The 25,932-nt window shown below is 71.0% G+C and carries 27 protein-coding genes and 1 pseudogene; 18 read left to right on the plus strand and 10 right to left on the minus strand.

Annotated elements, in window-relative coordinates; translation table 11 throughout:
• The first annotated feature begins 47 nt into the window (after nucleotides 1-47).
• From HDA41_RS26770 to HDA41_RS26790, 5 genes are read left to right on the plus strand one after another with little or no spacing between them, the layout of a single operon-like run.
• Nucleotides 48-1,034: a carbohydrate ABC transporter permease gene (locus HDA41_RS26770; RefSeq protein WP_184987942.1), complete on the plus strand. Its 987-nt coding sequence runs from the start codon at nucleotides 48-50 to the stop codon at nucleotides 1,032-1,034.
• Nucleotides 1,031-1,870 (plus strand): carbohydrate ABC transporter permease, encoded by an 840-nt coding sequence (locus HDA41_RS26775; protein WP_184987944.1) that lies wholly within the window; start codon nucleotides 1,031-1,033, stop codon nucleotides 1,868-1,870. The genes HDA41_RS26770 and HDA41_RS26775 overlap by 4 nt, the downstream gene beginning before the upstream one ends.
• A gap of 9 nt (nucleotides 1,871-1,879) precedes the next feature.
• A complete protein-coding gene (locus tag HDA41_RS26780; protein ID WP_184987946.1) occupies nucleotides 1,880-3,454 on the plus strand; it encodes a glycoside hydrolase family 3 protein in 1,575 nt (524 codons plus the stop codon).
• 30 nt (nucleotides 3,455-3,484) lie between these two features.
• On the plus strand, nucleotides 3,485-3,733 hold the full coding sequence (locus tag HDA41_RS26785; protein WP_184987948.1) for a helix-turn-helix transcriptional regulator: 249 nt from the start codon (nucleotides 3,485-3,487) through the stop codon (nucleotides 3,731-3,733).
• Nucleotides 3,730-4,275, plus strand: a complete 546-nt coding sequence (locus tag HDA41_RS26790) for a hypothetical protein (protein WP_184987950.1) — start codon at nucleotides 3,730-3,732, stop codon at nucleotides 4,273-4,275. Before HDA41_RS26785 ends, HDA41_RS26790 begins: the two co-directional genes overlap by 4 nt.
• A 102-nt stretch (nucleotides 4,276-4,377) precedes the next feature.
• Here HDA41_RS26790 and nagB read toward each other — a convergent pair whose 3' ends face one another.
• The gene (gene nagB / locus HDA41_RS26795) at nucleotides 4,378-5,163 is read right to left on the minus strand and encodes a glucosamine-6-phosphate deaminase (protein ID WP_184987952.1); all 786 of its coding nucleotides are present in this window, start codon (nucleotides 5,161-5,163) and stop codon (nucleotides 4,378-4,380) included.
• Nucleotides 5,164-5,410: 247 nt separating this feature from the next.
• Here nagB and HDA41_RS26800 point away from each other — a divergent pair, with 247 nt between their 5' ends.
• Nucleotides 5,411-6,481 carry an SIS domain-containing protein gene (locus tag HDA41_RS26800; RefSeq protein ID WP_184987954.1) on the plus strand — a complete coding sequence of 357 codons (1,071 nt, stop codon included), beginning with the start codon at nucleotides 5,411-5,413 and terminating at the stop codon, nucleotides 6,479-6,481.
• A gap of 138 nt (nucleotides 6,482-6,619) precedes the next feature.
• Complete coding sequence (locus tag HDA41_RS26805) at nucleotides 6,620-7,420, plus strand: inositol monophosphatase family protein (protein WP_184987956.1); 801 nt, start codon at nucleotides 6,620-6,622, stop codon at nucleotides 7,418-7,420.
• Nucleotides 7,421-7,711: 291 nt separating this feature from the next.
• Here the strand turns inward: HDA41_RS26805 and HDA41_RS26810 are convergent, their stop codons facing one another.
• Nucleotides 7,712-8,464, minus strand: coding sequence for an SDR family oxidoreductase (locus HDA41_RS26810; protein WP_184987958.1), 753 nt, complete (start codon nucleotides 8,462-8,464; stop codon nucleotides 7,712-7,714).
• 97 nt (nucleotides 8,465-8,561) lie between these two features.
• On the opposite strand from HDA41_RS26810, the gene HDA41_RS26815 reads away from it, so the two are divergent.
• Both HDA41_RS26815 and HDA41_RS26820 read left to right on the plus strand, forming a co-directional pair.
• Nucleotides 8,562-9,254, plus strand: a complete 693-nt coding sequence (locus HDA41_RS26815; protein WP_221511606.1) for a TetR/AcrR family transcriptional regulator — start codon at nucleotides 8,562-8,564, stop codon at nucleotides 9,252-9,254.
• A gap of 399 nt (nucleotides 9,255-9,653) precedes the next feature.
• Complete coding sequence (locus HDA41_RS26820; RefSeq protein WP_184993763.1) at nucleotides 9,654-11,120, plus strand: sensor histidine kinase; 1,467 nt, start codon at nucleotides 9,654-9,656, stop codon at nucleotides 11,118-11,120.
• A 187-nt stretch (nucleotides 11,121-11,307) separates the two neighbouring features.
• Here the strand turns inward: HDA41_RS26820 and HDA41_RS26825 are convergent, their stop codons facing one another.
• Nucleotides 11,308-11,565, minus strand: coding sequence for a WhiB family transcriptional regulator (locus tag HDA41_RS26825; protein WP_003992873.1), 258 nt, complete (start codon nucleotides 11,563-11,565; stop codon nucleotides 11,308-11,310).
• A 320-nt stretch (nucleotides 11,566-11,885) separates the two neighbouring features.
• Complete coding sequence (locus tag HDA41_RS26830; protein ID WP_184987960.1) at nucleotides 11,886-12,854, minus strand: diacylglycerol/lipid kinase family protein; 969 nt, start codon at nucleotides 12,852-12,854, stop codon at nucleotides 11,886-11,888.
• 115 nt (nucleotides 12,855-12,969) lie between these two features.
• On the opposite strand from HDA41_RS26830, the gene HDA41_RS26835 reads away from it, so the two are divergent.
• A complete protein-coding gene (locus HDA41_RS26835; RefSeq protein ID WP_184987962.1) occupies nucleotides 12,970-13,410 on the plus strand; it encodes a hypothetical protein in 441 nt (146 codons plus the stop codon).
• A 3-nt stretch (nucleotides 13,411-13,413) separates the two neighbouring features.
• On the opposite strand, the gene HDA41_RS26840 is transcribed toward HDA41_RS26835, so the two are convergent.
• From HDA41_RS26840 to HDA41_RS26850, 3 genes are all read right to left on the minus strand, one after another.
• Nucleotides 13,414-14,553, minus strand: a complete 1,140-nt coding sequence (locus HDA41_RS26840) for an RNA polymerase sigma factor SigF (RefSeq protein WP_184987963.1) — start codon at nucleotides 14,551-14,553, stop codon at nucleotides 13,414-13,416.
• A 17-nt stretch (nucleotides 14,554-14,570) separates the two neighbouring features.
• Nucleotides 14,571-14,984 (minus strand): ATP-binding protein, encoded by a 414-nt coding sequence (locus HDA41_RS26845; RefSeq protein WP_003992877.1) that lies wholly within the window; start codon nucleotides 14,982-14,984, stop codon nucleotides 14,571-14,573.
• A gap of 263 nt (nucleotides 14,985-15,247) precedes the next feature.
• Entirely contained in the window at nucleotides 15,248-15,508 is a 261-nt protein-coding gene (locus tag HDA41_RS26850) for a UBP-type zinc finger domain-containing protein (protein ID WP_184987965.1), read from the minus strand.
• Between the two features lie 62 nt (nucleotides 15,509-15,570).
• Here HDA41_RS26850 and HDA41_RS26855 point away from each other — a divergent pair, with 62 nt between their 5' ends.
• A complete protein-coding gene (locus HDA41_RS26855; RefSeq protein WP_184987967.1) occupies nucleotides 15,571-17,169 on the plus strand; it encodes a Na+/H+ antiporter in 1,599 nt (532 codons plus the stop codon).
• A 15-nt stretch (nucleotides 17,170-17,184) separates the two neighbouring features.
• Here the strand turns inward: HDA41_RS26855 and HDA41_RS26860 are convergent, their stop codons facing one another.
• On the minus strand, nucleotides 17,185-18,102 hold the full coding sequence (locus HDA41_RS26860; protein WP_184987969.1) for a 1-aminocyclopropane-1-carboxylate deaminase/D-cysteine desulfhydrase: 918 nt from the start codon (nucleotides 18,100-18,102) through the stop codon (nucleotides 17,185-17,187).
• A gap of 234 nt (nucleotides 18,103-18,336) precedes the next feature.
• Complete coding sequence (locus tag HDA41_RS26865; RefSeq protein ID WP_184987971.1) at nucleotides 18,337-18,759, minus strand: DUF6010 family protein; 423 nt, start codon at nucleotides 18,757-18,759, stop codon at nucleotides 18,337-18,339.
• A gap of 290 nt (nucleotides 18,760-19,049) precedes the next feature.
• Between HDA41_RS26865 and HDA41_RS26870 the strand changes: the two genes are divergently transcribed.
• The 3 genes from HDA41_RS26870 to HDA41_RS26880 all read left to right on the plus strand — a co-directional run bounded on the left by HDA41_RS26870 (nucleotide 19,050) and on the right by HDA41_RS26880 (nucleotide 22,685).
• Nucleotides 19,050-20,456: a family 2B encapsulin nanocompartment shell protein gene (locus HDA41_RS26870; RefSeq protein WP_184987973.1), complete on the plus strand. Its 1,407-nt coding sequence runs from the start codon at nucleotides 19,050-19,052 to the stop codon at nucleotides 20,454-20,456.
• A gap of 111 nt (nucleotides 20,457-20,567) precedes the next feature.
• Complete coding sequence (locus HDA41_RS26875; protein ID WP_184987975.1) at nucleotides 20,568-21,734, plus strand: family 2 encapsulin nanocompartment cargo protein polyprenyl transferase; 1,167 nt, start codon at nucleotides 20,568-20,570, stop codon at nucleotides 21,732-21,734.
• 327 nt (nucleotides 21,735-22,061) lie between these two features.
• Complete coding sequence (locus HDA41_RS26880; protein ID WP_184987977.1) at nucleotides 22,062-22,685, plus strand: GNAT family N-acetyltransferase; 624 nt, start codon at nucleotides 22,062-22,064, stop codon at nucleotides 22,683-22,685.
• A 281-nt stretch (nucleotides 22,686-22,966) separates the two neighbouring features.
• Here the strand turns inward: HDA41_RS26880 and HDA41_RS41580 are convergent.
• Nucleotides 22,967-23,176: pseudogene (locus HDA41_RS41580) on the minus strand (TetR/AcrR family transcriptional regulator); the annotation flags it as partial.
• A gap of 132 nt (nucleotides 23,177-23,308) precedes the next feature.
• Between HDA41_RS41580 and HDA41_RS26885 the strand changes: the two are divergent.
• The 4 genes from HDA41_RS26885 (at nucleotide 23,309) to HDA41_RS26900 (ending at nucleotide 25,930) form a co-directional block, all read left to right on the plus strand.
• Entirely contained in the window at nucleotides 23,309-23,893 is a 585-nt protein-coding gene (locus HDA41_RS26885; protein WP_184987979.1) for a dihydrofolate reductase family protein, read from the plus strand.
• Between the two features lie 26 nt (nucleotides 23,894-23,919).
• Nucleotides 23,920-24,183, plus strand: coding sequence for a hypothetical protein (locus tag HDA41_RS26890; protein WP_184994192.1), 264 nt, complete (start codon nucleotides 23,920-23,922; stop codon nucleotides 24,181-24,183).
• Nucleotides 24,184-24,267: 84 nt separating this feature from the next.
• Nucleotides 24,268-24,681 (plus strand): YciI family protein, encoded by a 414-nt coding sequence (locus tag HDA41_RS26895; RefSeq protein WP_184987982.1) that lies wholly within the window; start codon nucleotides 24,268-24,270, stop codon nucleotides 24,679-24,681.
• 28 nt (nucleotides 24,682-24,709) lie between these two features.
• Nucleotides 24,710-25,930 (plus strand): RNA polymerase sigma factor, encoded by a 1,221-nt coding sequence (locus HDA41_RS26900; RefSeq protein ID WP_184987984.1) that lies wholly within the window; start codon nucleotides 24,710-24,712, stop codon nucleotides 25,928-25,930.
• Nucleotides 25,931-25,932: the final 2 nt, after the last annotated feature.

Raw genomic sequence — 25,932 nt, forward strand, 5'->3', positions numbered from 1 at the left:
GGAGCCCCGCCCTCCGTACGAACTGAGGGACCGCCGAGGAGCGCGCGATGAGTGCCGCAGACACCACCACCCCTGTCAAGGTGCCGCCACCGCGGCAGGCGCCGCCACCTCCCGCCGACGAGCTGCCCCGGGCGAGCCTGGCGTCGGGCGGGACCGCGGTCCCCTGGCTGCTGCTCGCCCCCTGCCTGCTGATCCTGGCCCTGGTCATGGGCTATCCGCTGGCCCGCCTGGTCACCCTGTCCTTCCAGAGGTTCGGGCAGTCCCAGCTGTGGGGCTTCCAGCCGGCCGAGCCGGTCGGGTTCGACAACTTCGCGAAGGTGCTGGGCGACGGCGAGTTCTGGACCGTCGTCGTGCGCACGATCGTCTTCGCCGCCGGGGCCGTCGTCTTCACGATGGTGATCGGCATGGCGATCGCCCTGCTGCTCCAGCGGGTCTCCGGCTGGCTGAAGGTGCTCATCAACATCGTGCTGGTGGCCAGTTGGGGCATGCCCGTCATCGTGGCGACCACGGTCTTCAAGTGGCTCTTCGACTCGGACTACGGCGTCTTCAACGCGCTGCTCAGCAAGCTGCCCGGTGTCGAGATGATCGGCCACAACTGGTTCGCGAGCGGGCCCGAGGGTCTGGCCGTGATCATGCTGCTGGTGGTGTGGGGAGCCGTGCCGTTCGTGGTCATCACGCTCAGCGCGGGTCTCACCCAGGTGCCGAAGGAACTGGAGGAGGCGGCCCGCCTGGACGGCGCCGGCTCCTGGGGCGTCTTCCGCTATGTCACCCTGCCCGTCCTCAAGCCGATCATCGTGATGCTCACGACCCTGTCGGTCATCTGGGACATGGGCGTCTTCCCCCAGGTGTTCGTCATGCGTAACGGTCACCCGGAGCCGGAGTTCCAGGTCCTCAACACCTACTCCTACGACCGGGCGTTCGTGGTCAACGACTACGCCCAGGGCTCGGCCATCGCGCTGGTCACCGTCCTGCTGCTGCTCGGTGTGGTCGCCGTCTACATGCGGCAGATGCTGAAGATCGGAGAGGTCGAATGAGCAGCACTGTGACCGGCCGCCGGGCGCCGAAGCTCTGGTGGAACCTCCTCGGTCTCCTGGTCTTCGTCACCGCCGGCTTCCCGCTCTACTGGATGCTCAACACGGCGTTCAAGCCCGCCAAGGACGCCATCGACCCGGACCCGAGCCTGCTGCCGACCGGCGTCACCTTCGCCAACTTCGGCCGCGCGCTGGACATCGCCGACTTCTGGGGCCCGGTGGGCCGCAGCATGGTGGTGTCGCTGGCGGTGGTCGTCATCGGCATGGCCGTGGGGCTGCTGGCCGCGCTCGCCATCTCCCGCTTCGCCTTCCGCGGCCGCAAGATCGTGATCGTGGGCATCCTCGCGGTCCAGATGGTCCCGCTGGTCGCCATGATCATCCCGGTGTTCCTGCTGCTCAACGACCTGGGCCAGTACGACCGGCTGACGGGTCTCGTCATCACGTACCTGACCTTCATCCTGCCGTTCACCGTGTGGACGCTGAGGGGCTTCATCGTCAACATCCCGAAGGAACTGGAGGAGGCGGCCATGGTCGACGGCTGCTCCCGCACGGGCGCCTTCCTCCGGGTGGTCTTCCCGCTCCTGGCCCCCGGCATGGTCGCCACCTCGGTCTACGGTTTCATCCAGGCCTGGAACGAGTACCTGTACGCCCTGATGCTGCTCAGCCAGAAGAACCAGACGGCGACCGTCTGGCTCGGCAACTTCACCACCAAACACGGCACCGAATACGCCCCGATGATGGCCGGCGCCACGATGATGGCCGTGCCGATCGTCGCCCTCTTCCTCCTCGTCCAGCGCAAGATGGCCGCGGGCCTGACCGCGGGCGCCGTGAAGGGATGACCTCACCCGATGACGACACTCGCCGGCGGTACCGACACGCTCACCCGTGACGCCCTGACGGTTCTCCAGCCCGGCTTCACCGGAACCACCGCTCCCGACTGGCTGCTGCGCCGGCTCGGCGAGGGCCTCGCCTCCGTCGGCCTGTTCGGCCGCAACATCGCCTCGCCCGGCCAACTGGCCGCGCTGACCGCGCAACTGCGGGCCGAGCGCGACGACGTCCTGGTCGCGATCGACGAGGAAGGCGGTGACGTGACGCGCCTGGAGGTGCGGACCGGCTCCTCCTTCCCGGGCAACCACGCCCTCGGCGCGGTGGACGACGTCGAGCTGACCCGACAGGTCGCGCACGAGCTGGGCCGCCGTCTCGCGGCCTGCGGCGTGAACCTCAACTGGGCCCCGTCCGCCGACGTCAACTCCAACCCGCGCAACCCGGTGATCGGTGTCCGCTCCTTCGGTGCCGACACCGAACTGGCCGCCCGGCACACCGCCGCCTATGTGACGGGCCTCCAGTCCGCGGGAGTCGCCGCCTGCACCAAGCACTTCCCCGGCCACGGCGACACGGCCGTCGACTCCCACCACGCCCTCCCGCACATCGGCGTCCCCGCGGAGGTGCTGACCGACCGCGAACTGACCCCGTTCCGCGCCGCCATCGCCGTCGGCAGCCGGGCCGTGATGAGCGCCCACATCCTGGTCCCGGCCCTGGACCCCGACCACCCGGCGACCCTCTCCCGCCGCATCCTGACCGGCCTGCTGCGCGGCGAACTCGGCTACGACGGCCTCATCGTCACCGACGGCATGGAGATGCGGGCCATCGCGGGCACCTACGGCATCGAACGCGGCAGCGTCCTCGCCGTCGCCGCCGGTGCCGACGCGATCTGCGTGGGCGGCGGTCTGGCCGACGACGCGACCGTACGGCGCCTGCGGGACGCCCTGGTCGCGGCGGTGCGCGCGGGCGAACTGCCGGAGGAACGCCTGGCCGAGGCCGCGGACCGGGTCCGGGCGCTGGCCAGCTGGGCGAGCGCGCCCGGCCGCGCACCCGAGGAGACCCGCGGCAGTGAGATCGGCCTGCACGCCGCCCGCCGCGCCCTCACGGTCACCGTCGCCCCGGGCCTGGGCAGCCCGGAGACCATCGAGCCCCTCACCGAACCGCCCTACGTCGCCGCCCTCACCCCCGTCGCCAACATCGCGGTGGGCGACGAGACCCCCTGGGGTATCGCCGCCGAACTCGTCCACCTCCTGCCGGGCACGGTCACGGGCAGCTTCTCCGCCGAGGACGGTAAGGCGGAGGACGGCGAGGGGAAGGACGGTAAGGCGGAGGACGGCAAGGAGAGCGATGCCGGTGAGCGCGCCGGACGGGCGGCCCTTGAGGCCGCCGGTCCGCGCCGCATCGTCGCCGTCGTCCGCGACGAACACCGCCACCCCTGGATGGCCTCGGCCCTCGACATCCTGCTGGCCGCCCGCCCCGACACCATCGTGGTCGAGATGGGCGTCCCCCAGGCCGCACCCCGCGGCGCCCTGCACATCGCCACGCACGGCGCGGCCCGCGTCTGCGGCCGCGCGGCGGCCGAGGTGATCGCCGGGTTGTAAAACCCCCTCCGAATGTAGTACTTCTTATACATGAGCGAGCAGGTGCACAACAGGTTGGCCATGGTGCGCGCTGAACGGAAGGTGTCGCGCCAGAGCCTGGCCGAGGCAGTGGGAGTCCACTACCAGACCATCGGCTACATCGAGCGAGGGCAGTACAACCCGAGCCTCGACCTGGCGCTGAAGATCTCCAAGTTCTTCGATCTGCCGGTCGAGGCCCTGTTCTCCCTCGAACCGTTCCGGCCGCTCACAGACGAGGTCTACGGGAGGAACCAGCCATGACGACGACACGCCTGACCCGCTACGACCGGATCATGCTGCGGCTCATGAACGACCGCCGCGGCCAGGCCTGGTACGCCACGGCGGCACGCCGACGCCTGGCCGTCGCCGCGCACATCACCCTCACCGTGGCCATCGGCGGACTGATGACGCACCTCTTCCTCGCCGAGGGCGAGCCGCTGTGGCCCGTCGCCGCGATGGCGGTGCTGCTGCTTCCCTGGATGGTCGCGACCGGGATCATCGACGGCGCCACCCGGGGCCTGCTGGAGCTGCGCGAACACGTGCTGGACGAGCGGCAGTCGGCCGAACGCAGTCGCGTCCTGGCCCGGTCCCACCGCACGACGACCCTGCTCCTGGCCGCGTCGGCGGTCGCCCTGCTGATCACGGGCGGCGTCGACGGCAACGCCCCGAAGGCCTACGCCGCACCCCTCCTCATCGCCGTCCTCGTCGTCCACTGGGTCATGCCGCTGTGGGTGGCCGGCCTGCGCGCCCAGGACGAGCCGGCCGACGACGACGCCCTGGAGGCAGGGGCGCTCGGCCGCTAGGGTCTGGCGTCCGGATCAGGTCGCAGGGAACCGGCGGCATCTCGTCAGCGCCGCAGACGCGCGTGCCAGGCCCCGCGTGACCAACCTGCCCGGACAGCACACCTAGATCCCCTGCCACTCCGGCTTGTTGGCAAAGGTGTACCGGAAGTAGTCCGCCAGCTTCAGCTTCGACGCGGCGGCCTCGTCGACCACGACGGTCGCATGCGGGTGGAGCTGGAGCGCGGACGCGGGGTACACCGCGGCGACCGGCCCCTCCACCGTCGCCGCGACCGCGTCCGCCTTGCCCTCGCCGGTGGCCAGCAGCACCAGGTGCCGGGCCTCCAGGATGGTGCCGATACCCTGCGTGATCACGTGGTGCGGCACCTGGTGGATGTCGCCGTCGAAGAAGCGCGCGTTGTCGACCCGGGTCTGCTCGGTCAGTGTCTTGATCCGCGTCCGCGACGCCAGCGACGAACACGGCTCGTTGAACCCTATGTGCCCGTCGGTACCGATCCCGAGCAACTGAAGGTCCACGCCCCCGGCGTCCGCGAGCGCCTTGTCGTACGCCTCGCTCGCCCCCGGCACGTCCTCGGCCGTGCCGTCCGGCCCCATGAACTTATCCATCCCGATCCCGAGCGGCTCCAGCACCTCACGCCGCAGCACCGAGCGGTACGACTCCGGATGGTCGGCGGGGAGCCCCACGTACTCGTCGAGCTGGGCTATCCGCGCCCGCGCCACGTCCACGGCCCCGGAGCGCACCTTGGCCGTCAGCGCCTCGTACACGGGCAGCGGCGTCGAGCCGGTCGCCACGCCGAGCAGGGCGCCGGGCTTGCGCCGGAGCAGCTGAGCCATGGCCTCCGCGATGAGCTCGCCGCCCGCCTTGGCGTCCGGAACGATGACAACTTCCACGCTGGGCCTGCCGATCTGAGAGGGATGCTCAACTGGGACGGGACCCGGGAGGGGTCGGTGGTTTAGACCAATCTAACAGAGCGGGGACGCCCCTCCCAGGGGCAATGCCGCCGGTCCCACAAGGGCAGCCGCCCGGTGCCGGCCAGGTCTCCGGCAGGTGAACAGGGCCGGTCCCGCGTGGGCGCTTTGGGGTGCGGGGGAGTGGAATGGGAGCTGCACCTGCCCGCGCCCCGGAAGGAACCCCGCCATGGCCGCCGCCACACCGGACACCCTCAGCGAGCGCCCGGGCCGGATCATGGCCCGGGAGATGGCGGAGCAGCCCGCCGTCCTGCGCCGGATCCTGGCCGACGGCGCCCTCGCCATCCGGGACGTGGCACGGCAGATCGCCGCCCGCGCTCCCCGCTTCGTCCTGCTGACCGCCCGCGGCACCTCCGACAACGCCGCCCTCTACGCCAAGTACCTCCTGGAGATCCGGCTCGGCCTGCCCTGCGGACTCACCTCGATGTCCACCACCACGGCCTACGGCGCCCGACCCGACCTCACGGACGTCCTCGTCGTCACCGTCAGCCAGTCCGGCGGCTCCCCGGACCTGGTCGCCTCGACCCGGGCCGCCCGCGAGGCCGGCGCCACCACGCTCGCCGTCACCAACAGCCCGGACTCACCCCTCGCCGGCGTCTCCGAGTACCACATCGACATCATGGCCGGGCAGGAGAAGGCCCTCCCCGCGACCAAGACGTACACCGCCTCCCTTCTCGCGCTCTACCTGTTCGTCGAAGGCCTGCGTGGCGGCGACGGCGCGCCCGCGCACGTGCTGCCGGACCTCGCCGGGCACCTGCTCGCCCGGCAGGACGAGGTGCGCACCCTCGCCGCCCGCTACCGCTTCGCCGAGCGCATGGTGATCACCTCACGCGGCTACGGCTACCCCACGGCCAAAGAAGCCGCCCTCAAGCTGATGGAGACCAGCTACATCCCCGCCCTCTCCTACTCCGGCGCCGACCTGCTGCACGGACCGCTCGCCATGGTCGACAACGTCTCCCCGGTCATCGCCGTGGTCACCGACGGCAAGGGCGGCGAAGCACTCCAGCCGGTCCTCGACCGGCTGCGCGGCCGCGGCGCCGACCTGGTCGTCATCGGCCCCCGGCATCAGGTCGAGCAGGCGTCGGCCGGCTTCGTCCTGCCGACGGACGACGTGGCGGAGGAGGTCCAGCCCGTCCTGGAAATCATTCCCCTCCAGCTTCTGGCCTACGAGGTCACCATCGCCCGCGGCCAGGACCCGGACGCGCCGCGCGCGCTGGCCAAGGTGACGGAGACGCGCTGACTGAGACCGGGACGGCGTGACGAGTTCGCTGATGCCCCAGGGGCGAGTCCGGACCCCCGGCTGCGCACCGGCGGTCTCCGATGCTCTGACCGGGAAGGTTCGCCCGGGCGCTGGCTACGCCTCGATACTCTGCACGGCGTGATCGACTCATACGCGAGTTCCGACGATGCCGCAGTCGCGACGGCCGGGGCACGAGCTGGCGCGGACGTGGTCCGCACCATGTACGGCCAGCGGCTCAACCGCATCGACAAGGGCGCAGGGGACTTTGCCACCGCCGCCGATGTGGCGGCTGAGGAGATGATCCTCGACGTCATCCGTGCCGCACGGCCCGATGACGCCGTGCTCGGCGAGGAAAGCGGGCAACAGGGCGCCGCCGGCGCTGCGCGCCAGTGGCTGGTGGACCCCCTGTGCGGCACGCTGAACTACGCCGCCGGCAACATGCTGGTGGCCGTCAACGTGGCGCTGCGCGATGGGGCGGCAGCGGTAGCCGATCCGTTCAGCGGCGAGGTTTTCTTTACCGACGGGGAGACCGCCTGGGTGCGGTATGACGGGGCCGACGACGCACTACTGACGCCCACGTCCGCCACTCGATTGGTGGACGTCAACCTGGATCAGCCGTTCCCGAGTGCGCCGGGATTCCGGGCCGTGGATCTGCTGGCCCACCCTGAGTTCGTCGAGCGTTTCCGGCCGCGGGTCGTGTCCACGACCCTGGCACTGGCCTGGGTCGCTGCCGGTAAGCGCGCCGCGTATGTCACCGATGGCGGCGACCTTTCCGGGAGCGTGCACTTCGCCGCCGGCATCGCTTTGTGCCGGGCTGCCGGCTGCGTTGTCACCGGGATCGACGGCGCCCCGATCGGTGAAACAGGCCGCGGACTTGTGGCCGCTGCCGACGACGAGACCCACGGGCTGCTGATGTCGATGATCCGCAGCCGAAGGTAGTGCTGTGACCGCATAGGTTTCGCCAGGCCGGGTCAGGCTGCACGGAGGTGTGGTTGCGGTGGTTGCGGTGGTTGCAGTGGTGGTGGTTGGAGCTGGCGATGGCGAACTGTCGCAGCGGGCCGAAGTGAGCCTCGAAGGTTGGCCAGGACGCGTACGTCGGGTGAAGCACAGCTCGCCCCGGTGCTTCTTCGCCCAGCGCCGGATCTGCTCGCCCTTGTGGGGCGGACAGGTTGTCCAGATGACGTAGATCCGTCCGGACGACCGACCCGGCGAACCTTCCCGGTCACAGCACTAGGTGAGCGAACCCCCCGTCACATCCACCCAGCTCCCCGTGACCCACCGTCCCCCGTCCGAGACCAGGAACGCCACCACGTCCGCGACTTCGGACGGCTCTCCCACCCCGCCCAGCGCCGAATACGCCGCGGCCTTCGCCCAGCCGTCGGCACTGCCGTGCAGCAGCGGGGCCGTGTTGTCCGTGTCGATGATCCCCGGCGCCACCGAGTTCACCGTGATGCCCCGAGGGCCCAGCACCTTGGACAGGTCCCGTGAGAGGACGTCCAGCGCGCCCTTCGTCATCGCGTACGCCATGTTGTCCGGCATCGCCGCCGTCCGGGCCAGCCCCGAGGAGATGTTGACGACCCGGCCGCCGTCCCGCAACCGGCTCATGCCCTGCTTGAGGATGAAGAACGGCGCCCTCACGTTCACCGCGAAGACCTTGTCGTACTCCTGCTCGTCCAGCTCCTGGATCGGCCGCGTGGTGCCGATCCCCGCGTTGTTCACCAGGATGTCCAGCCCGTCCGCGTGCCGGTCGAACTCCGCCCACAGTGCCTCGGCGTCCCCCGGCACGCCCAGCTCCACGCCCACCGCGAACGCCGATCCGCCCGCCGCCTCGATCGCCGCGACCGTCTCCTTCGCCGCCCTCTCGCTCCTGCCGTAGTGCACCCCGACCCGCGCGCCGTCGCGGCCGAGCCGCTCGGCGATCCCTCGCCCGATGCCCCTGCTCGCCCCGGTGACGAGTGCCGTCCTGCCCGTGAGCACGCCCATGGCGGCGCCCCTTTCACATTTCCCTAGTGATCGCTACAGAAATGACCGTACCGCAGCCCGCCGACATTTCTCTAGTGTCCGCTATAAAATGCATCCCATGGTGAACGACGACGGGACCGCGAGGGTCGCGGGCCACGGAACCGCGAGGGCCGAGAGGCCCGGAACCGTGACCGGGCAGGGCAGGGGAAGGCCCCGCGGCCGCCCCCGTTCCTTCGATCGCGAGACCGCACTGGAGAAGGCGCTCCTGGCCTTCTGGGAGCATGGCTACGAGGCCACGTCCGTCTCCGACCTCACCCGCGTCATGGACATCGGCGCCCCCAGTCTCTACGCGGCCTTCGGCGACAAGCGGTCCCTCTTCGAGGAGGTCGTGCAGGTCTACGGCGCGAGGTACGGCTCGTTCGCCGACCGGGCCCTCGCCGAGGAACCCACCGCCCGGGCCGCTGTGGAGCGCACGCTGCGCGAGGCAGCCGCCGCGTACACCGAACCCGGCCACCCGCACGGCTGCCTGGTCGTCCACGCCGCGGCGAACTGCTCGACCCCCGAGGTCGAACGGTCGCTGCGGGACCGCCGCAACGCCAACATCGCCGTGTTCGAGAGCCGCATCAGAGCCGATGTCGCCGCCGGCGTACTGCCCCCGGGCACCGACGCCGCCGCCCTGGCCCGCCACACCGGAGCGATGATCCAGGGCATGTCACAACAGGCGCGGGACGGGGCGAGCCGGGAGGAACTGGAGGCGGTCGCGGAAATTGCCCTGTCCATCTGGCCCCGCACAGGAACCCACACGGGTTAGGCTGCGTGGAGGGCGCCAGTGCGTCCGACCCGTCGGAGAAATAACAACAACGAACAGTCTCCAACGCATGGACACTCACGAGTGGTCTAGTCCAGAATGCGTTTGCGAGAGCGCGTGTGAGCGCGCAACAGTCTCCGCCTTCCCCGCACAGGAAGGCGGACAGAGGAACCGAGGCTCTCTGCCCTGACTGCCCCGGCTCCTCGTCCTTCGGCCGACCGGGACCGCACACCCCACGGCCGATACTGCTCCGGGCTGCGGTGCCGGGAGGGTTGAGGGTCCCTCCCAGGCGCCGCGGCCCGCGGGTGTTCCAGGATCCCGCACCAGTCCGGGCCGCACATTTCGGAGCTGTACATTTCAGAGCCGTACAAACCCCCGGGTACGCTCGCTCACGTGCCCTCCATGAACGAACTCGTACGCCAGCACACCGCCCTCGACGACACCGATCTCGAGTGGCTCCACCTGCTGGTCTCGGAGTGGCAGCTGCTCTCCGACCTCTCCTTCGCCGACCTGGTGCTGTGGGTCCCCACCAGCGACGGCACGCGGTACGTGTCCGTCGCGCAGATGCGGCCCAACACCGGTCCGACGTCCTACCAGGACGACATGGTGGGCCACCTTGTCCCGCGTGGCCGCCGCCCGATGCTGGACGCCGCTCACGACGAGGGCCGCATCGTGCGCGAGGGGGACCCCGAGTGGCGCGAAGAGGTTCCCGTCCGGGTCGAGTCGATCCCCGTACGGCGGGAGGGGCGCGTCCTCGGTGTCATCGCGCGCAACACCAACCTGCTCACCGTGCGCACCCCGAGCCGCCTGGAGCTCACCTACCTGCAAAGCGCCTCGGACCTCGCGCAGATGATCGCGGCCGGCGCCTTCCCGTTCGCGAACCAGCAGCTCGACATGGACGCCTCGCCCCGGGTGGGCGACGGACTGATCCGGCTCGACGCCGACGGCATCGTCCAGTACGCCTCCCCGAACGCGCTGTCCGCCTACCACCGCCTCGGCCTCGCCTCCGACCTCGTCGGGCAGCACCTGGGCAAGACCACCGCCGAACTCGCCCCGACCCGCGGCCCGGTGGACGAGGCGCTCGCCAAGGTCGCCAGCGGCTGGGCGCCGCGCGAGTTCGAGATCGAGGCCACCGAGGGGGTCATCCAGTTCCGCGCGATCCCCCTGAAACCCAAGGGCACCCGCATCGGCTCGCTGGTCCTGCTCCGCGACGTCACCGAACTCCGTCGCCGTGAACGCGAGCTGATCACCAAGGACGCGACGATCCGGGAGATCCACCACCGCGTCAAGAACAACCTCCAGACGGTGGCGGCCCTGCTCCGCCTTCAGGCCCGGCGCATCGAATCCGACCGCGGCCGCGAGGCCCTGGAGGAGGCGGTGCGACGCGTCGGATCGATTGCGATCGTGCACGAGACGCTCTCCCAGAACCTGGACGAGCGCGTGGAGTTCGACGACATCGCCGACCGCGTCCTGGCGATGGTCGCGGAGATCTCCCCGGGCAAGGTCACGGGCCGGCGCACCGGCCGCTTCGGCATCCTCGACGCCGAGGTCGCCACCCCGCTGTCGATGGTGCTGACCGAGGTTTTGCAGAACGCGCTGGAGCACGGCTTCCGCGAGGGCGACACCGGCACGGTCGAGGTGTCGGCGGTCCGTGGCGGTACGACCAAGGAGGCCCGCCTGCTGGTCACCGTCCAGGACGACGGCGTCGGCCTGCCGGACGGCTTCGATCCGCAGACCGCGGGAAACCTCGGCCTCCAGATCGTACGAACCCTCGTGGAGGGCGAGTTGGGGGGAACCTTCGACATGGTCCCGGCTCCCGAGCGCGGCACCCGAGTGATCCTGGACATCCCGGTGCGTGCACAGAAGTAGCGGAACCCGGAGTTCTGGCGAAGGGGCCGTAAAAGCGATGAGCCCCGGGCCACCAAGTGGCCCGGGGCTAAAGCTCGTTGCTGCTTAACTAAGCGCATCGGGGGAACTGCGCGCTGCGGCTCGGGGGCGGGAGATGCGTACTCGCTGTACGCGCCGCCAAGCTCAGGCTGTCAGCAGGGGTGGGTTGTCAGGCGGAGGCCTGACGGGCCCGGTTGCGGGCGGCGCGGCGCTTCATGGCGCGGCGCTCGTCCTCGCTGAGACCACCCCAGACGCCGGAGTCCTGGCCGGACTCGAGCGCCCACTGCAGACACTGCTCGATCACCGGGCAGCGACGGCAGACGGCCTTGGCTTCCTCGATCTGCAGCAGCGCAGGACCGGTGTTGCCGATGGGGAAGAAGAGCTCGGGGTCTTCCTCGCGGCAAACGGCGTTGTGACGCCAGTCCATGGCTGCTACCTCTCCTTGGTATTACGTGCAGGGTGCTTGTGAATGTGAACGCTTTCACGAATCCCTCAACAAGTGAAGGGCCGAGCGCCAGGTTCCCTGGCGTGGGTCCTGTGAGTTGAAGAGGGGTTCTGGTGATCAGTGGAGGCCGATGTTGCGGGCCGTCCCGATCGCCACGTAGAGACTCGCAAACCTCAGCGGCGGATACAACCCCTTCTGGAAAGTTTTTTTTGATTCTTCGGTGTCGACTAGGTCACAGCCGTACTTCCATGGGGTGGACCCTGGCCTAAACGTTCGAGTGAAAGGACTTTAGCCAGTTCTGCTCACACAATCACACGCAGTGCACGGCGTACGCCTGTGAACGTCACGCTTGTTCGCAGCCCTAGATGGTCACCGTCCATCTGGAGGGGGAGCGGCACCTTCGAATGCAAGGTGAACTCGGTCAAATCGTGCAGAGAGGTGGCGTGCTTGCCGTGAGGTCCGCGCTCGGGGGACGAAGTGAGCAACTGGGTGCCATACCGGGCAACCGCCGCGGTGGACAGGCGGCTGAGGCCGAAGAGATCGAGCCCGGTATCGAACGAGGCCTTAGGCGCCGCGTAGATGGGGCGATTCCCCAGAAACGTCCACGGGGAGGTGTTCGAGACTATGGACAGCACCAGATCGGTGACCGGGTCCTGGCCCGCCCGCTCCAGCGTTATCGTCCCGTGCCGGCGGTTCGGCTCGCCGAGGAGCTGGCGCACGACCTGGCGTACGTAAAGAGCGTGTGTGGATTTCCGGCCTCGCTCGCGGTGCTGCTCCACCCGGCCGACCACGCCGGCGTCGAAGCCGAGCCCCGCGTTGAAGGTGAACCAGCGGGAGGGCACCGCCTCGTCCTCCGTGCCCGGCGTGCCGGAGGTCAGGCCCAGGCCGACGGTGCGTTCGCTGCCGTCGCGCAGGGCGTCCAGCAGGGCGCCGGTGGCCTCCACCGCGTCGTTGGGCAGGCCCAGGGCGCGGGCGAAGACGTTGGTGGAGCCGCCCGGGACCACGGCGAGGCCGGGGAGCTGTCCCGGATCGGGGCCGGCGTGCAGGAGGCCGTTGACCACTTCGTTGACCGTGCCGTCGCCGCCGAGGGCCACCACCAGGTCGATGTCGTCGCTCTCCGCCGCGTGCCGGCCCAGGTCGCGCGCGTGGCCGCGGTACTCCGTGGTGACCGCTTCCAGCTTCATCTCGCTGGCGAGCGCGTGGATCAGTACGTCGCGTGTGCGCGCACTTGTGGTGGTTGCCGCCGGATTGACCACGAGAAGTGCACGCATGACAGGCAGCGTACCTACTGGGAGGTACCGGACCCAGACCGAGGTAGGGATCCGGTAAGAGAACGGGGGTGAACCTCGCCACGAGGGGGCGTACGGCGAGGGCTACGCTTCAGGAGTGAGCAGTGAGCAGACTCCCACCACCCCGGACACCACCGGCCCCCGCCCCCGGCGGCTGACGTACGCCGCGCTGCTGGCCGCACTGGAAGGGCTCGCGCTGGTCGCCGGCGGCGTCTGGATGCTCGTCCTCGGCCTCACCGGTGAGCCGGACGACCGGCAGCAGGCCGTGACCGGGGGCGTCACACTCGTCGTTCTCGCGCTGCTGCCGCTGCTCGCCGCGCGGGGGCTGCTCGGCCGCCGCAGCTGGAGCCGCGGCCCGGCCGTCATCACCCAGATCATGGCGCTGCCGGTGGCCTACAACCTGCTCCAGGCCGACAGCATGGCCATTCCTGCCGGGATCGCCCTCGCGGTCGTGGCCGTCGCGGCGCTCGTGCTGCTCGTGAACCCCGAGACGACCCGGGCCCTCGGGATCCGCGGGCCCGGCAACGCGCAGAAGTAGGCGTCACTCCTCGACGAGGAGCTTCTCCCGGAGTTGCGCCAGGGTGCGCGCCAGCAGTCGCGAAACGTGCATCTGCGAGATGCCGACCTCCTGCGCGATCTGCGACTGGGTCATGTTGCCGAAGAAGCGCAGCAGCAGGATCCGCTTCTCGCGCGGCGGGAGGTCCTCCAGCAGCGGCTTGAGGGACTCCCGGTACTCCACGCCCTCCAGCGCCTCGTCCTCCGCGCCGAGGGTGTCCGCGACGGCCGGGGACTCGTCGTCGGTGTCGGGGACATCCAGGGACAGCGTGGAGTACGCGTTGGCGGACTCCAGGCCTTCCAGGACCTCCTCCTCCGAGATCGCCAGCTTCTCGGCGAGCTCGTGGACCGTGGGGGAGCGGCCGTGCAACTGTGAGAGCTCGGCCGTGGCCGTGGTCAGCGAGAGGCGCAGCTCCTGGAGCCGGCGCGGGACGCGCACCGCCCAGCCCTTGTCGCGGAAGTGGCGCTTGATCTCGCCGACGACCGTCGGGGTCGCGTACGTGGAGAACTCCACGCCGCGGTCCGGGTCGAAGCGGTCGACCGACTTGATCAGCCCGATCGTGGCGACCTGGGTGAGGTCGTCGAGCGGCTCGCCGCGGTTGCGGAAGCGCCGCGCGAGATGCTCCACGAGCGGCAGGTGCATACGGACCAGCTGGTTGCGCAGCTCCGCGTACTCGGGGCTGCCGCTGTCCAGGGTGCGCAGTTTGAGGAACATCTCGCGCGCCCCGCTGCGGTCCGGGGAGCCGTGCTGCGCGCCCTGTGCGTGGCGTGCACGCGGCGCTTCGTCCTCGGAGTGTCGCTCGTGCTCGCTCATCGTCCCGCCCGTCGCCCTTCCCCGAGCCCTCGCCTCCCCCGCCACTCCCGACTGCGCGTGAGTGGGGGAATCCCCCTGGGCAGGAGATGCTGCGATCCCTCCGCCGGGAGGCGCGCTCCGCACGGCACCGTCCCGGTCCGGCCGCCCGCCGCCCGGGAGGACGGCCCCCGCGGAGTCGTCCTCGGGATGCGGGCGGGCCTGCTCGGGGATGCCGTCGATGCCGTCCGTCAGGCGCCGGGTGCCGCTGGGCGCTGTGCCCGCGCCTGTGCCCTCGGCCGACAGCTCTCGTGTGCCGCGCTCTTCGTCCCGCACCGGCCCGTCCTCGTTCCTCACGCCGGCCCGGGTCCCGCGCCGCGCTGTTTGTAGAGGCTGATCGAAACGGTTTTGTCCTTGTCCACGGCGGAGGAGACCTTGCCCGCCAGAGCGGACAGGACCGTCCAGGCGAAGGTGTCCCGCGAGGGGGCATGACCATCCGTGGTCGGCGCCGAGACGGTGACCTCGAGTGAGTCGTCGACGAGGCGGAAGACGCAGCTGAGCACGGAGCCGGGCACGGCCTGCTGAAGCAGGATCGCGCAGGCCTCGTCCACCGCGATGCGCAGGTCCTCGATCTCGTCGAGGGTGAAGTCCAAACGGGCCGCGAGACCGGCCGTGGCCGTACGCAGCACCGACAGGTAGGCACCCGCAGCCGGCAGCCGGACTTCCACGAAGTCCTGGGTCGCGGGCTCGCCTGCGATCTGGGACACCCTCACCTCCATGGTGGTACAAGCGTTTCAGGGCCGAGGGTCGCCCCCCGGGGGGTAACGCGATACGTGGTTCAGCGGTGACGCTATCGCGCTCTCAACGGTCTTGTCCCCGGGACCCCAACCCCTTGCCGTCACTCACAGTAAACCTGTGGATACGCTCCGTGTCTAGGGGGTGGGCGGGCCCAAATGGGAAGAGCGCGCGCCGGGTTGACGTACCCAGACGTCAGACGGTCGAACCGTCCGGCGCCGGGGGTCCTGTCGAGTCACACCAGGACATGGTCGACGAAGCACCAGCGCCAGGTCTGCCCCGGCTCGTGAGTCCGCATCACGGGATGCCCGGACTCCTTGTGGTGCCCCGCCGCGTGCCGCCCCGGCGAGGAGTCACAGCAGCCGACGTGACCGCAGCTCAGGCACAGCCGCAGTTGCACCGGATCCATGCCCTCCGCCAGGCACTCCGGACACGTCTCGCTGAGCGGAACGGGTTCAGGGTGGGGCAGCGCCTCGGCATGCGTGCACTGTTTCATGATTGCCAGGTTACGACGGTCGAGCGGAAGACCGCGTGGAAAAAAGAGGGCGGGCGGGAACGATGGACGTGATGCCACTGCTGTTGCTGGTGGCGGGCAGCGCCGCGATCGCCGCGGTGGCCCGGCGCACACCCGTGCCGGCGCCTCTGCTGCTGGTGGCGGTCGGGCTGGCGGTCAGTTCCGTCCCCGGGGTGCCGGACTACACCCTCGACCCGCACATCGTGCTGCCGCTCATCCTGCCCCCGCTGCTGCACACGGCCGCCACCGACAGCTCCTACCTCGACCTGCGGGCGCAGCTGCGGCCGGTCGCGCTGCTGTCCGTCGGGTACGTGCTGTTCGCGACCTTCGTCGTCGGCTGGGCCCTGTACCTGATCGTGCCGGACCTGCCGCTGACCGCGGCCCTGGTCTTCGGCGCGGTGGTGGCGCCGCCGGACGCGGTCGCGGCGACGGCCGTGGCCCGCAGGGTGGGGCTGCCGTCGCGGGTCACCACGATCCTCCAGGGCGAGTCCCTGCTGAACGACGCCACCGCGATCACCGCCTACCGGGTGGCCCTGGCCGCCGCCGTCGGTGAGGGCGCGACCTGGGCCGGAGGCATCGGCGAGTTCCTGCTCGCGGCGGTCGGCGGCGTCGTGGTCGGGCTCGTGCTGATGGCACCGATCCACTGGCTGCGCACGCACGTGAAGGAGTCGCTGTTCCAGAACACGCTCTCCCTGCTGACCCCGTTCGTCGCGTACGCCGTCGCCGAGCAGGTCCACGCCTCCGGTGTCCTCGCGGTCGTGGTCGTCGCGCTCTACCTGGGACACCGCGCGTGGCAGGTCGACTTCGCCACGCGTCTGCAGGAGGAGGCGGTGTGGAAGATGGTCGCCTTCGTCCTGGAGTCGGCGGTGTTCGCGCTGATCGGACTGCAGTTGCCGGTGGTGCTCAGGGGCCTCGGGGAGTACGAGGGTGCCCTGGCCGCCTGGTACGCGTTCGCCGTCTTCCTGGTGGTCGTCGCGACCCGGTTCGTGTGGGTCTACCCGGCGACCTTCCTGCCGCGGCTGCTGTCGGCCCGGATCCGGGAGCGGGAGGCGAGTCTGACCTGGAAGGGGCCGTTCATCGTCGCGTGGGCCGGGATGCGGGGCGTGGTCTCGCTCGCCATCGCCTTCTCGATCCCGCTCACGCTGCACGACGGCGAGGAGCCCTTCCCGCACCGCAACCTCATCCTCTTCCTGACCTTCACGACGGTCATCGGGACGCTGGTCGTGCAAGGTCTGACCCTGCCCCCGCTGATCCGTCTGCTGAAGTTCCCCGGGCGTGACACACAGGCCGAGACACTGGCCGAGGCCAACGCCCAGGCGCAGGCCTCTCGGGCCGCCGAGCGGCGCCTGGACGAACTCCTCGCCGACGAGCGCAACGCCCTGCCCGCCCCGCTCGCCGACCGGCTCCGCACCGTCCTGGAGCGCCGCCGCAACGCCGTCTGGGAACGGCTCGGGCAGGTCAACCCGGTCACCGGGGAGTCCGTCGACGACACCTACCGGCGGCTGTCGCGGGAGATGATCAGCGCCGAGCGCGAGGTGTTCGTCAAGCTCCGGGACGCCCGGTACATCGACGACGAGATGCTGCGGACGCTGCTGCGCAGGCTGGACCTGGAGGAGGCGGCGGCCTTCCGGGAGACGGCGTAGGGGCGCCGGACGCCGTCACGGGAAGGGGCGGCCGGTGATCACGGCCGCCACCGTCGTCCCGCGCGGGAAGGCGCCTTCGCCGGCCAGGGTGACGAGGCCGTACAGCAGCTTGGCGACATACAGGCGTTCGACGGGCAGTCCGTGACGGTGCTCGAAGTCCGCGGCGAAGGCGCCGAGCTCGTCGGGCACGCGCGCGTAGCCGCCGAGGTGGAAGCGGTCGTCGAGGCTCCAGGTGCCGCGCGGACCGCCGAAGGCATGCTGCTGCAAGGCCCTGATGTCGGCGGCCAGGAAGCCACCCTTGAGGACCGGGACCCCCAGGGCACGTTGGCCAGGGGCGAGCCCGGCGGCCAGTCCGGCCAGCGTGCCGCCGGTGCCGCAGGCCACGGCGACGACATCGGCCCGGCCGTGCAGTTCGGTGCCGAGCGCCCGGCAGCCGCGTACGGCCTCCGCGTTGCTGCCGCCCTCGGGGACGACGTACGCCTGCTCGGCGTCCGCCGCGCGCAGGATCGCGGCCAGGGTCCGCGGCTCGCACTTGCGGCGGTACGTCGCCCTGTCGACGAAGTGCAGCCGCATGCCGTCGGCCGTACAGCGGGTCAGTGAGGGGTTGAGGGGCCGGCCGGCCAGCTCCTCGCCGCGTACGACGCCGACCGTGGGGACGCCGAGCAGCCGGCCGGCCGCGGCCGTGGCGCGCAGGTGGTTGGAGTAGGCGCCGCCGAAGGTGACGACGGTACGGCCGGCCGCCGCCGCGAGGCTCGGCGCCAGCTTGCGCCACTTGTTGCCGATCAGCTCCGGGTGGATCAGGTCGTCCCGCTTCAGCACGAGCCGGACGCCGTGGCACTCGAACCGGCCGTCCACGACCTCCCGCACCGGCGAGGGCAGCCGGGGACGCAGAGCCGCGAGGTGTGGTGCGTCGGGGGTGTCGGGGCTGGTCACCAGGCCATTGTCGCCCGGAGTGGGGGCCGCCCGGCCTGCGGCCCGGACACGCGTCGGCCGGGCGCGGCGCCGGGGCCGCCCGGCCGAGCCCGAACCGCGTCAGCCTGCCGTCGCTCCGGGGCCCACGGAGATTGCCTCTCGCTGTGCGTGGGGCCCCTGGGTCGCCGGTGGCGGGCCGCGCGGTTGCCCGCGCCCCTCATGGGGCGCCGCAGCAGCCGCCGTTCCCCCACCCTGTCAGCCTGTGGTCGCCGTCGGCTCGCGGTGCTCGGTCCGGCGGCGGTCGCGTACGAGGCCGATGAGGGACGGGCCGCCCCGCAGGCACCAGAGTGCGATCACCGGGTCGCAGATCGCGCAGCCCAGGGAAGAGGTGTGGGCGAACGGGATGATCGGGTGGCCCTTCACATGGTGGACGACGTCCCACGCCGTGTGCGGCAGCCGGCCGATGCCGATCCACGTCCACGACTCCAGACCGCGGAAGGCGACGTAGGTGAGCAGCGCGGTGAAGGGGAACTCCCAGCCGCCCATGCCGCCGCTGAGGTACGCCGCGCCGGCACCGGCGACCATGACCGCGTTCAGGCGCCGCCGGTGCTGTTCGCGGACGAGGGACATCAGCAGGGCGTAGAGGATGCCGATGCCGATCGGCGCGATGTACTGCATGAGCGAGGGCCTTCTTCTGGAGCCGGTGCCGGAACGGATCACCACGCGGTCCGGTCCCGCACGCTCCCCAGCGGCACTACCGACAGGTTTCCACGGGTCGTCGCCAGCCGCCCGGGTCCGGCCGCGCCGCGCACCCACGCCGGAAAGAAGGGCCCCTCTGCCCAGTCGCACGAAGATCCATTCCCGCTCGTTCGTGTAATAGCACCGGGACGCCGCGTGAGGAAGGCTTGAGCGTGCACATCGATGTCGAGGCATATGGGCGTCGGTCACAAACGGGAGGGCAGTTCTCTATGTCGGTAGGCGAAGAGGTTCACGCGGAGGAGACCAGGCCGCAGCAGAGTCTCGGCACGGCGGCCGCGCGGAACCTGGCCACCACGACCAAGTCCGTGCCGCAGATGCAGGAGATCAGCTCCCGCTGGCTGCTGCGCATGCTGCCCTGGGTCGACATCCAGGGAGGTACGTACCGGGTGAACCGGCGGCTGACGTTCGCCGTCGGCGACGGCCGGATCACGTTCGTGAAGACCGGCGACCGCGTCGAGATCATCCCCGCGGAGCTGGGCGAGCTGCCGGCGCTGCGGTCGTACGAGGACCAGGAGGTGCTCTCCGAGATCGCCCGGCGCTGCGAGCAGCGGGAGATCGCCGCGGGCGAGGTGATCGCCTCGTTCGGCAGCCAGTGCGACGAGGTGTACCTGCTGGCGCACGGCAGGGCGGAGAAGATCGGCACGGGCCCGTACGGCGACGACGAGTCCCTCGGGGTCCTCGCCGACGGCGCCTACCTCGGCGACGAGGCACTGCTGAACGACGACGCCATCTGGGAGTACACGGCCCGCGCGCTCACCGCGTGCACCGTGCTCGTCCTGACCCGCCAGGACGTCGAGCAGATCGCGGAGCGCTCGGACACGCTGCGCGAGCACCTCCAACAGCGCCGCTCGATCCCCGAGCAGCGCTCCAATAAGTACGGCGAGAAGGAGATCGACCTCGCCTCCGGCCACTCCGGTGAGCCGGACATCCCGCACACCTTCGTCGACTACGAGGCCAGGCCCCGTGAGTACGAACTGAGCGTCGCCCAGACCGTCCTGCGCATCCACACGCGCGTGGCCGACCTCTACAACCAGCCCATGAACCAGACCGAGCAGCAGCTCCGGCTGACGGTCGAGGCGCTGAAGGAGCGCCAGGAGCACGAGCTCGTCAACAACCGGGACTTCGGTCTCCTGCACAACTGCGAGTACGACCAGCGGATCCAGCCGCACGACGGCGTGCCCAGCCCGGACGACCTGGACGAGCTGCTCAGCAGGCGCCGCGGCACCAAACTGCTCCTCGCCCATCCGCGCGCGATCGCCGCGTTCGGCCGTGAGCTCAACAAGCGAGGGCTCGTCCCCGAGACCATCGACATGGCCGGCAACCGCATCCCCACCTGGCGTGGGGTGCCGATCTTCCCGTGCAACAAGATCCCGGTGACCCCGGAGCGGACGACGTCGATCATCGCCATGCGTACCGGCGAGAGCGACCAGGGCGTCATCGGCCTGCGGGCCTCCGGTATCCCGGACGAGATCGAGCCGAGCCTGTCGGTGCGCTTCATGGGCATCAACGAACAAGCCATCATCAAGTACCTGGTCACGGCCTACTACTCGGCCGCGGTGCTGGTACCGGACGCGCTCGGCGTCCTGGAGAACGTCGAGATCGGCCGCTGGCAGTGACGCTTGCCGTACGCCGGCCGTGTCCGCGCCCGGCAGCGCGGGTACACCCTCGGGGTACGCGCCCAGCGGCAGTGGAAGCGCCACCGTCCGCTCAGTCTCCGAGGCGGTCCCATGGGTGAGTTCCTCACGGAGTTCAGGACGGAGACGACGCTGCCCGCCCCCGGCGGGCAGCGCGGTACCGAGCCCGGGCGTCCGGCCGGGGCACCGAAAAGGCGGGGGCCCATCGGAACACAGCGGGACGGCCGGCCGGGACCGGCCGAGGGTGAGGCGGTCATGCTCCTGGAGCGGGCCCGGGCGGAGGTCGACCCGGTCCTGCGGGACGTGCTCGGCTCGCTGCCCGGGCCGATGCGCAGGATCGCGCTCTACCACTTCGGCTGGGAGCAGGCGGACGGCACACCGGCCGACGGCGGCTCGGGCAAGGCGATCCGGCCCGCGCTCGTCCTCGCCGCGGCGGCCGCCCTCGGCGGGCCCGAGGCACGGGCGGCGGCGGTCCGGGCGGCCGCGGCGGTGGAGCTGGTCCACAACTTCACACTGCTGCACGACGACGTGATGGACCGGGACACCACCCGCCGGCACCGGCCCACCGCGTGGACCGTGTTCGGCGTCCCCGACGCGATCCTCGCCGGGGACGCCCTCCAGGCGCTGGCCATGCGGCTGCTCGCCGAGGACCCGCACCCGGCGGCCCCGGCCGCCACCGCCCGGCTCGCGGACTGCGTGGTCGAACTGTGTGCGGGACAGCACGCGGACACGGCCATGGAGCGGCGCGGTCCCGGTGAGGTCACGCTCGACGAGGTGCTCGCGATGGCGGAGGCCAAGACGGGTGCGCTGCTGGGGAGCGCCTGTGCGATCGGCGGGCTGTACGCGGGCGCTTCGGACGCGGATGTGGCGGCGCTGGACGCGTTCGGCCGGGAGGCCGGGCTCGCCTTCCAGCTCATCGACGACGTCATCGGCATATGGGGCGATCCGCGCCGCACCGGCAAGCCCGTCGGTGCGGACCTGGCCGCCCGCAAGAAGTCCCTGCCGGTCGTGGCGGCCTTCACCTCCGGCACGCCGGCGGCCGTGGAGCTCGCCGAACTGTACGCACGACCCAGCGAGGAGGATGACCTCGACCACATCGCCCTGACCGTGGAGCGGGCGGGCGGCCGTGACTGGGCGCAGAACCAGGCGGCCGACCGGATGGCAGTGGCGATGCAGCAACTGGCACGCGCGGTGCCGGACCCGGAGGCGGCGGGCGGGTTGCTGGCCCTCGCCGAGTTCGTGACACGGCGCAGCAGTTGACGGCCGGCGGAGCGGACATCGGCGGTCGGCGACGGCCGCCGGTGCGGCAACGGGCCGTCGGCGGCATCTGACGGCCCTTCGGGTGGCCGAAGGGCAGGACCCGGAGTGCCGGGGCCGTGCGGCTCCTGACCCCGTACGGCACCGGCGCTCCGGCCAGGCGGGTCCCGCACTTCCCCACGGTGTGCGGGGCCCGCCTCCTACTGCCGGTCATGACAGGCACTTTGGACAACTGTTCGATGAAATCCCGCCAAGCTCCCGCCTACTCGCCGGGACGGCTCCTCACCGCCCTACGATCAACGCCCGTCGGGACGAACGAAGGGGCGGGACATGGGCGTGGCGATCCGGACGGCGGGCGAGGGGGACCGGGAGCTGGTGGTCCGGCTGCTGGACGAGGCGTTCCAGGACGACCCCGTGAGCGGCTGGATCTTCCCCGAGACGGAGGACCGTCGAGCCAAGCACCCCGGGCTCATGGCCGCCTTCACCGACATCGTGCTCGCGGCCGGGCGTATCGACCTCACGGAGGACGGTTCGGCCTGTGCGCTGTGGCTGTCCTTGCCGGCCGACGATCATGACGGGGACGGCGGCGCCGAGGACGACGGTCCGGCCCAGGTGCGACAGGCCGTCGACCCGGACAACGAACGCATCGAGGCGATCGGCCGGCTGACCGCCGCCATCCATCCCTCCGGGCGGGCCCACGAGTACCTGTGGATGATCGGCGTGGCCCCCGCCCACCAGGGCGAGGGCCTCGGTACGGCGCTCATCGAGTCGGTCTTCGATCGCTGTGACCGCGAGGGGCTGCCCGCCTACCTGGAGGCGAGCAACGCCCGCAGCCGCAAGCTGTACGAGCGCCTCGGCTTCGAACTCGCCGGCCCGGTGCTCAACCTCCCGGAGGGCGGCCCGGCCATGTGGCCGATGTGGCGCGAGCCCCGCACCGCCGAGGCCGCGTCCTGATCGTCTCTGCCCAGGCGCGGTTCGTGGGGGTGTCTTGGTCCGTCCGGGCCTTCGGCCGGGCTCGGCGGAGGCCCGCACCGGCGAGGTCGCGTCCTGCCCCCTCTGCCCACGCCCGGCCCCGACCGGGCACCCTGGCTCCGTCCCGCTCTCCGGCCGGCCTCGGCCTCTGACCCTCCCGCCGACGCGCGCCCTCTGACCCTCCGGTCGGCTCGGCTCTGGCCTCTCCGGTCGGCTCGGTCCAGGCCTCTCCCGTCGGCCCGTCCCCCACCGGTGTCCCGCTCCTCCTGCAGCACCGCCGCCACGATCCGCTCCACCAGCCCGTCCGGCACGCTCACCCCGGGCAGTACGCCCTCCAGGACGCCCGGCAGGGTCAGGTGCTGCAGGGGCAGTCCGAGCATGGCGAGGTGCGGCACGGCGACGGGCTCGTCGCCGCCGTGGAGCCCGGCCGTCCGGTGGAACTCCATGGCCTCCTCCAGGTCGCCGCGCACCGACCCTCGGGATTGCTGACCATGCGGAGTCCCTTCTCCCACTTTCGGCGGCACGCGGTTATTCCCTTGCGACCACTACAAGGGGAGTACTACAACTGAAGTCGTTACAGTGGCAGCCTACGAGAAGAGACCGGCTTGCGAAAGCTCACGTACTACATCGCCTGTTCCATCGACGGCTTCATCGGCGACCCGGGCGGCGACGGGACGGCGATGCTCCGCTTCGTCGACGAGGAGTTCATCGCCTTTCTGAAGACGGAGTATCCGGAGACCCTGCCGACCCACGGCCGCCGGGCCCTCGGCCTCGACGACCTGCCGAACAAGCGGTTCGACACCATCGTCCAGGGCCGCCGCAGCTACGACCTCGCCCTGGCGGAGGGCATCACCAGCCCGTACGCCCATCTGCGCGAATACGTGGCCTCCGGCACCCTCAAGGAATCACCCGACCCGAACGTCGAGATCATCTCGGACGACCTGGTCGGAAAGGTTCGCGAACTGAAGGCCGAGGACGGGGCGTTCGGCATCTACCTGTGCGGTGGCGCGCAGATCGCGGGCGAACTGCGCGACGAGATCGACGAGCTGGTCATCAAGACCTACCCGCTCGTGTACGGCGCGGGCATGCCGATGTTCGGCTCCGGGTTCGCGCTCTCGGAGTTCGCTCTGGAGTCGGTGCGTTCCTTCGGCAACGGCGTGCTGGTGCGCACGTACGGCAGGAAGCGCTGAGGTCCCGACCGGCCTACCCTGAGGACATGGGCAGAGAAGAACACGTCTGTCCGAGCTGCGGACAGCCAGTGGAAACAGTCGTCCGGCGCCACAAGACGCTGGGCGCGTGGGTCCCGCGCTGGGTGCCGGGCCTTTGCCGCAACCCCGAGTGCGCGGCCTACGACGCGGAAGGCGCCGACGGCGGTCACCCCCGGACCACCGACCACCCCCGGTCCGCCGAGGGCACCGCACCACCTGCGACGACCCCGCTCGAAGACGTCCCCGGAGAAACCGTCTCGGAAAATCCCTGAGCTCGTGTCGAGAATCCCGGCCCGGCTCCGACGTCCCGTGTGAGAGCCGCCCACCAGGGCGGTGAGAGCCGAAGGAGCGGACTGATGAAGTACCTGGTCATGGTGCAGGGCACACAGGCGGACTACGACGCCATGGGCGGCAAGGCGTCGGCGACCTCCCCCGCCTGGAGCGCAGAGGAGGTCCAGGCCATGTTCGCCTACATGGGTGCCATCAACGACGACCTCTCCGAGACGGGCGAACTCGTCGACGGGCAGGGCCTGGCCGAACCGGCGCAGACCCGGCACGTCACCCTCGGTGACGACGGCAAGGCGGTGATCACCGACGGCCCGTACAGCGAGACCAAGGAGCTGCTGGCCGGCTACTGGGTCCTGGAGTGCGAGAGCCTGGAGCGCGTCACGGAGATCGCCGAGCGCGTCGCCCGGTGCCCCCAGCCGGCCGGCGCCCCCGACTACCCGGTCGTGATCCGTCCGATCATGGACGGCTCCGGGGACATCTGAGGACCGGGCGACGCCGACGGACGCGCCGGTGAGGAGCACACCCGAGATCGAGGACCTGCTGCGCCGGAACGCGCCGCAGGTCCTCGGCGCGCTGGTCAGACGGTACGGGCACTTCGACGCCGCAGAGGACGCCGTACAGGAGGCGCTGCTCGCGGCGGCCGGGCAGTGGCCCTCGGCGGGGGTGCCCGGCAATCCGCGCGGCTGGCTGATCAAGGTCGCCTCGCGGCGGCTGACCGATGCCCTGCGCAGCGAGGAGGCGCGGCGGCAGCGCGAGGAGCGGGCGGCGGCGCTCACGCCCCGCGACGCCTTCACCGCCCCGCCGCCCGGGGAGCGGGCTCCCCGCGAGGACGACGCCCTCTCGCTGCTCTTCCTGTGCTGCCATCCGGACCTTCCGTCGCCCGCCCAGATCGCGCTCACCCTGCGCGCCGTCGGCGGTCTCACCACGGCGGAGATCGCCCGCGCCTACCTGGTGCCGGAGGCCACGATGGCGCAGCGCATCAGCCGGGCCAAGCAGAAAGTGCGGGGCGTGCGCTTCGGCCGGCCGGAGCGCTGGGAGCAGCGGCTGCCGTCCGTCCTCCAGACCCTCTACCTGATCTTCAACGAGGGATACACGGCCACCTCCGGAGCCGCCCTCCAGCGCCGGGACCTCGCGAGGGAGGCCGTACGCCTGACCCGCACCGCCCACCGGCTGCTCCCCGACGACTGCGAGGTGGCCGGCCTGCTCGCGCTGATGCTGCTCACCGACGCCCGCGGCGACGCGCGCAACGGACCGCACGGCGAGCTGATCCCCCTCGACGAGCAGGACCGGGACCGCTGGGACAAGGCCGCGATCGAGGAGGGCGTCGCGCTGGTCACCGGGGTGCTGTCCCGGGGCCGGCCCGGGCCCTACCAACTGCGGGCCGCGATCGCCGCCGTCCACGACGAGGCACCCTCGCCCGAGGCGACGGACTGGGCCGAGATCCTGGGTCTCTACGACGTCCTCGTGCGTCTGGTCCCCGGCCCGGTCGAACGCCTCAACCGCGCGGTAGCCGTCGCCATGGTGCACGGCCCGCACGCCGGCCTGTCGGAACTGGACGTCCTGGCAGGCGAGTTGAAGGGACACCGCCTGGACGCCGTACGCGGTCACCTCCTGGAGCGCGCGGGCGAGCCCGAAGCCGCCCGTGCCGCCTACGAGTCGGCGGCCGCCCAGACCCTCAGCCTGCCCGAGCAGCGCTATCTCCACGAGCGGGCGGAGCGGTTGAACCGCTAGCG

The sequence above is a fragment of the Streptomyces caelestis genome (assembly GCF_014205255.1).
Lineage (GTDB): Bacteria > Actinomycetota > Actinomycetes > Streptomycetales > Streptomycetaceae > Streptomyces > Streptomyces caelestis.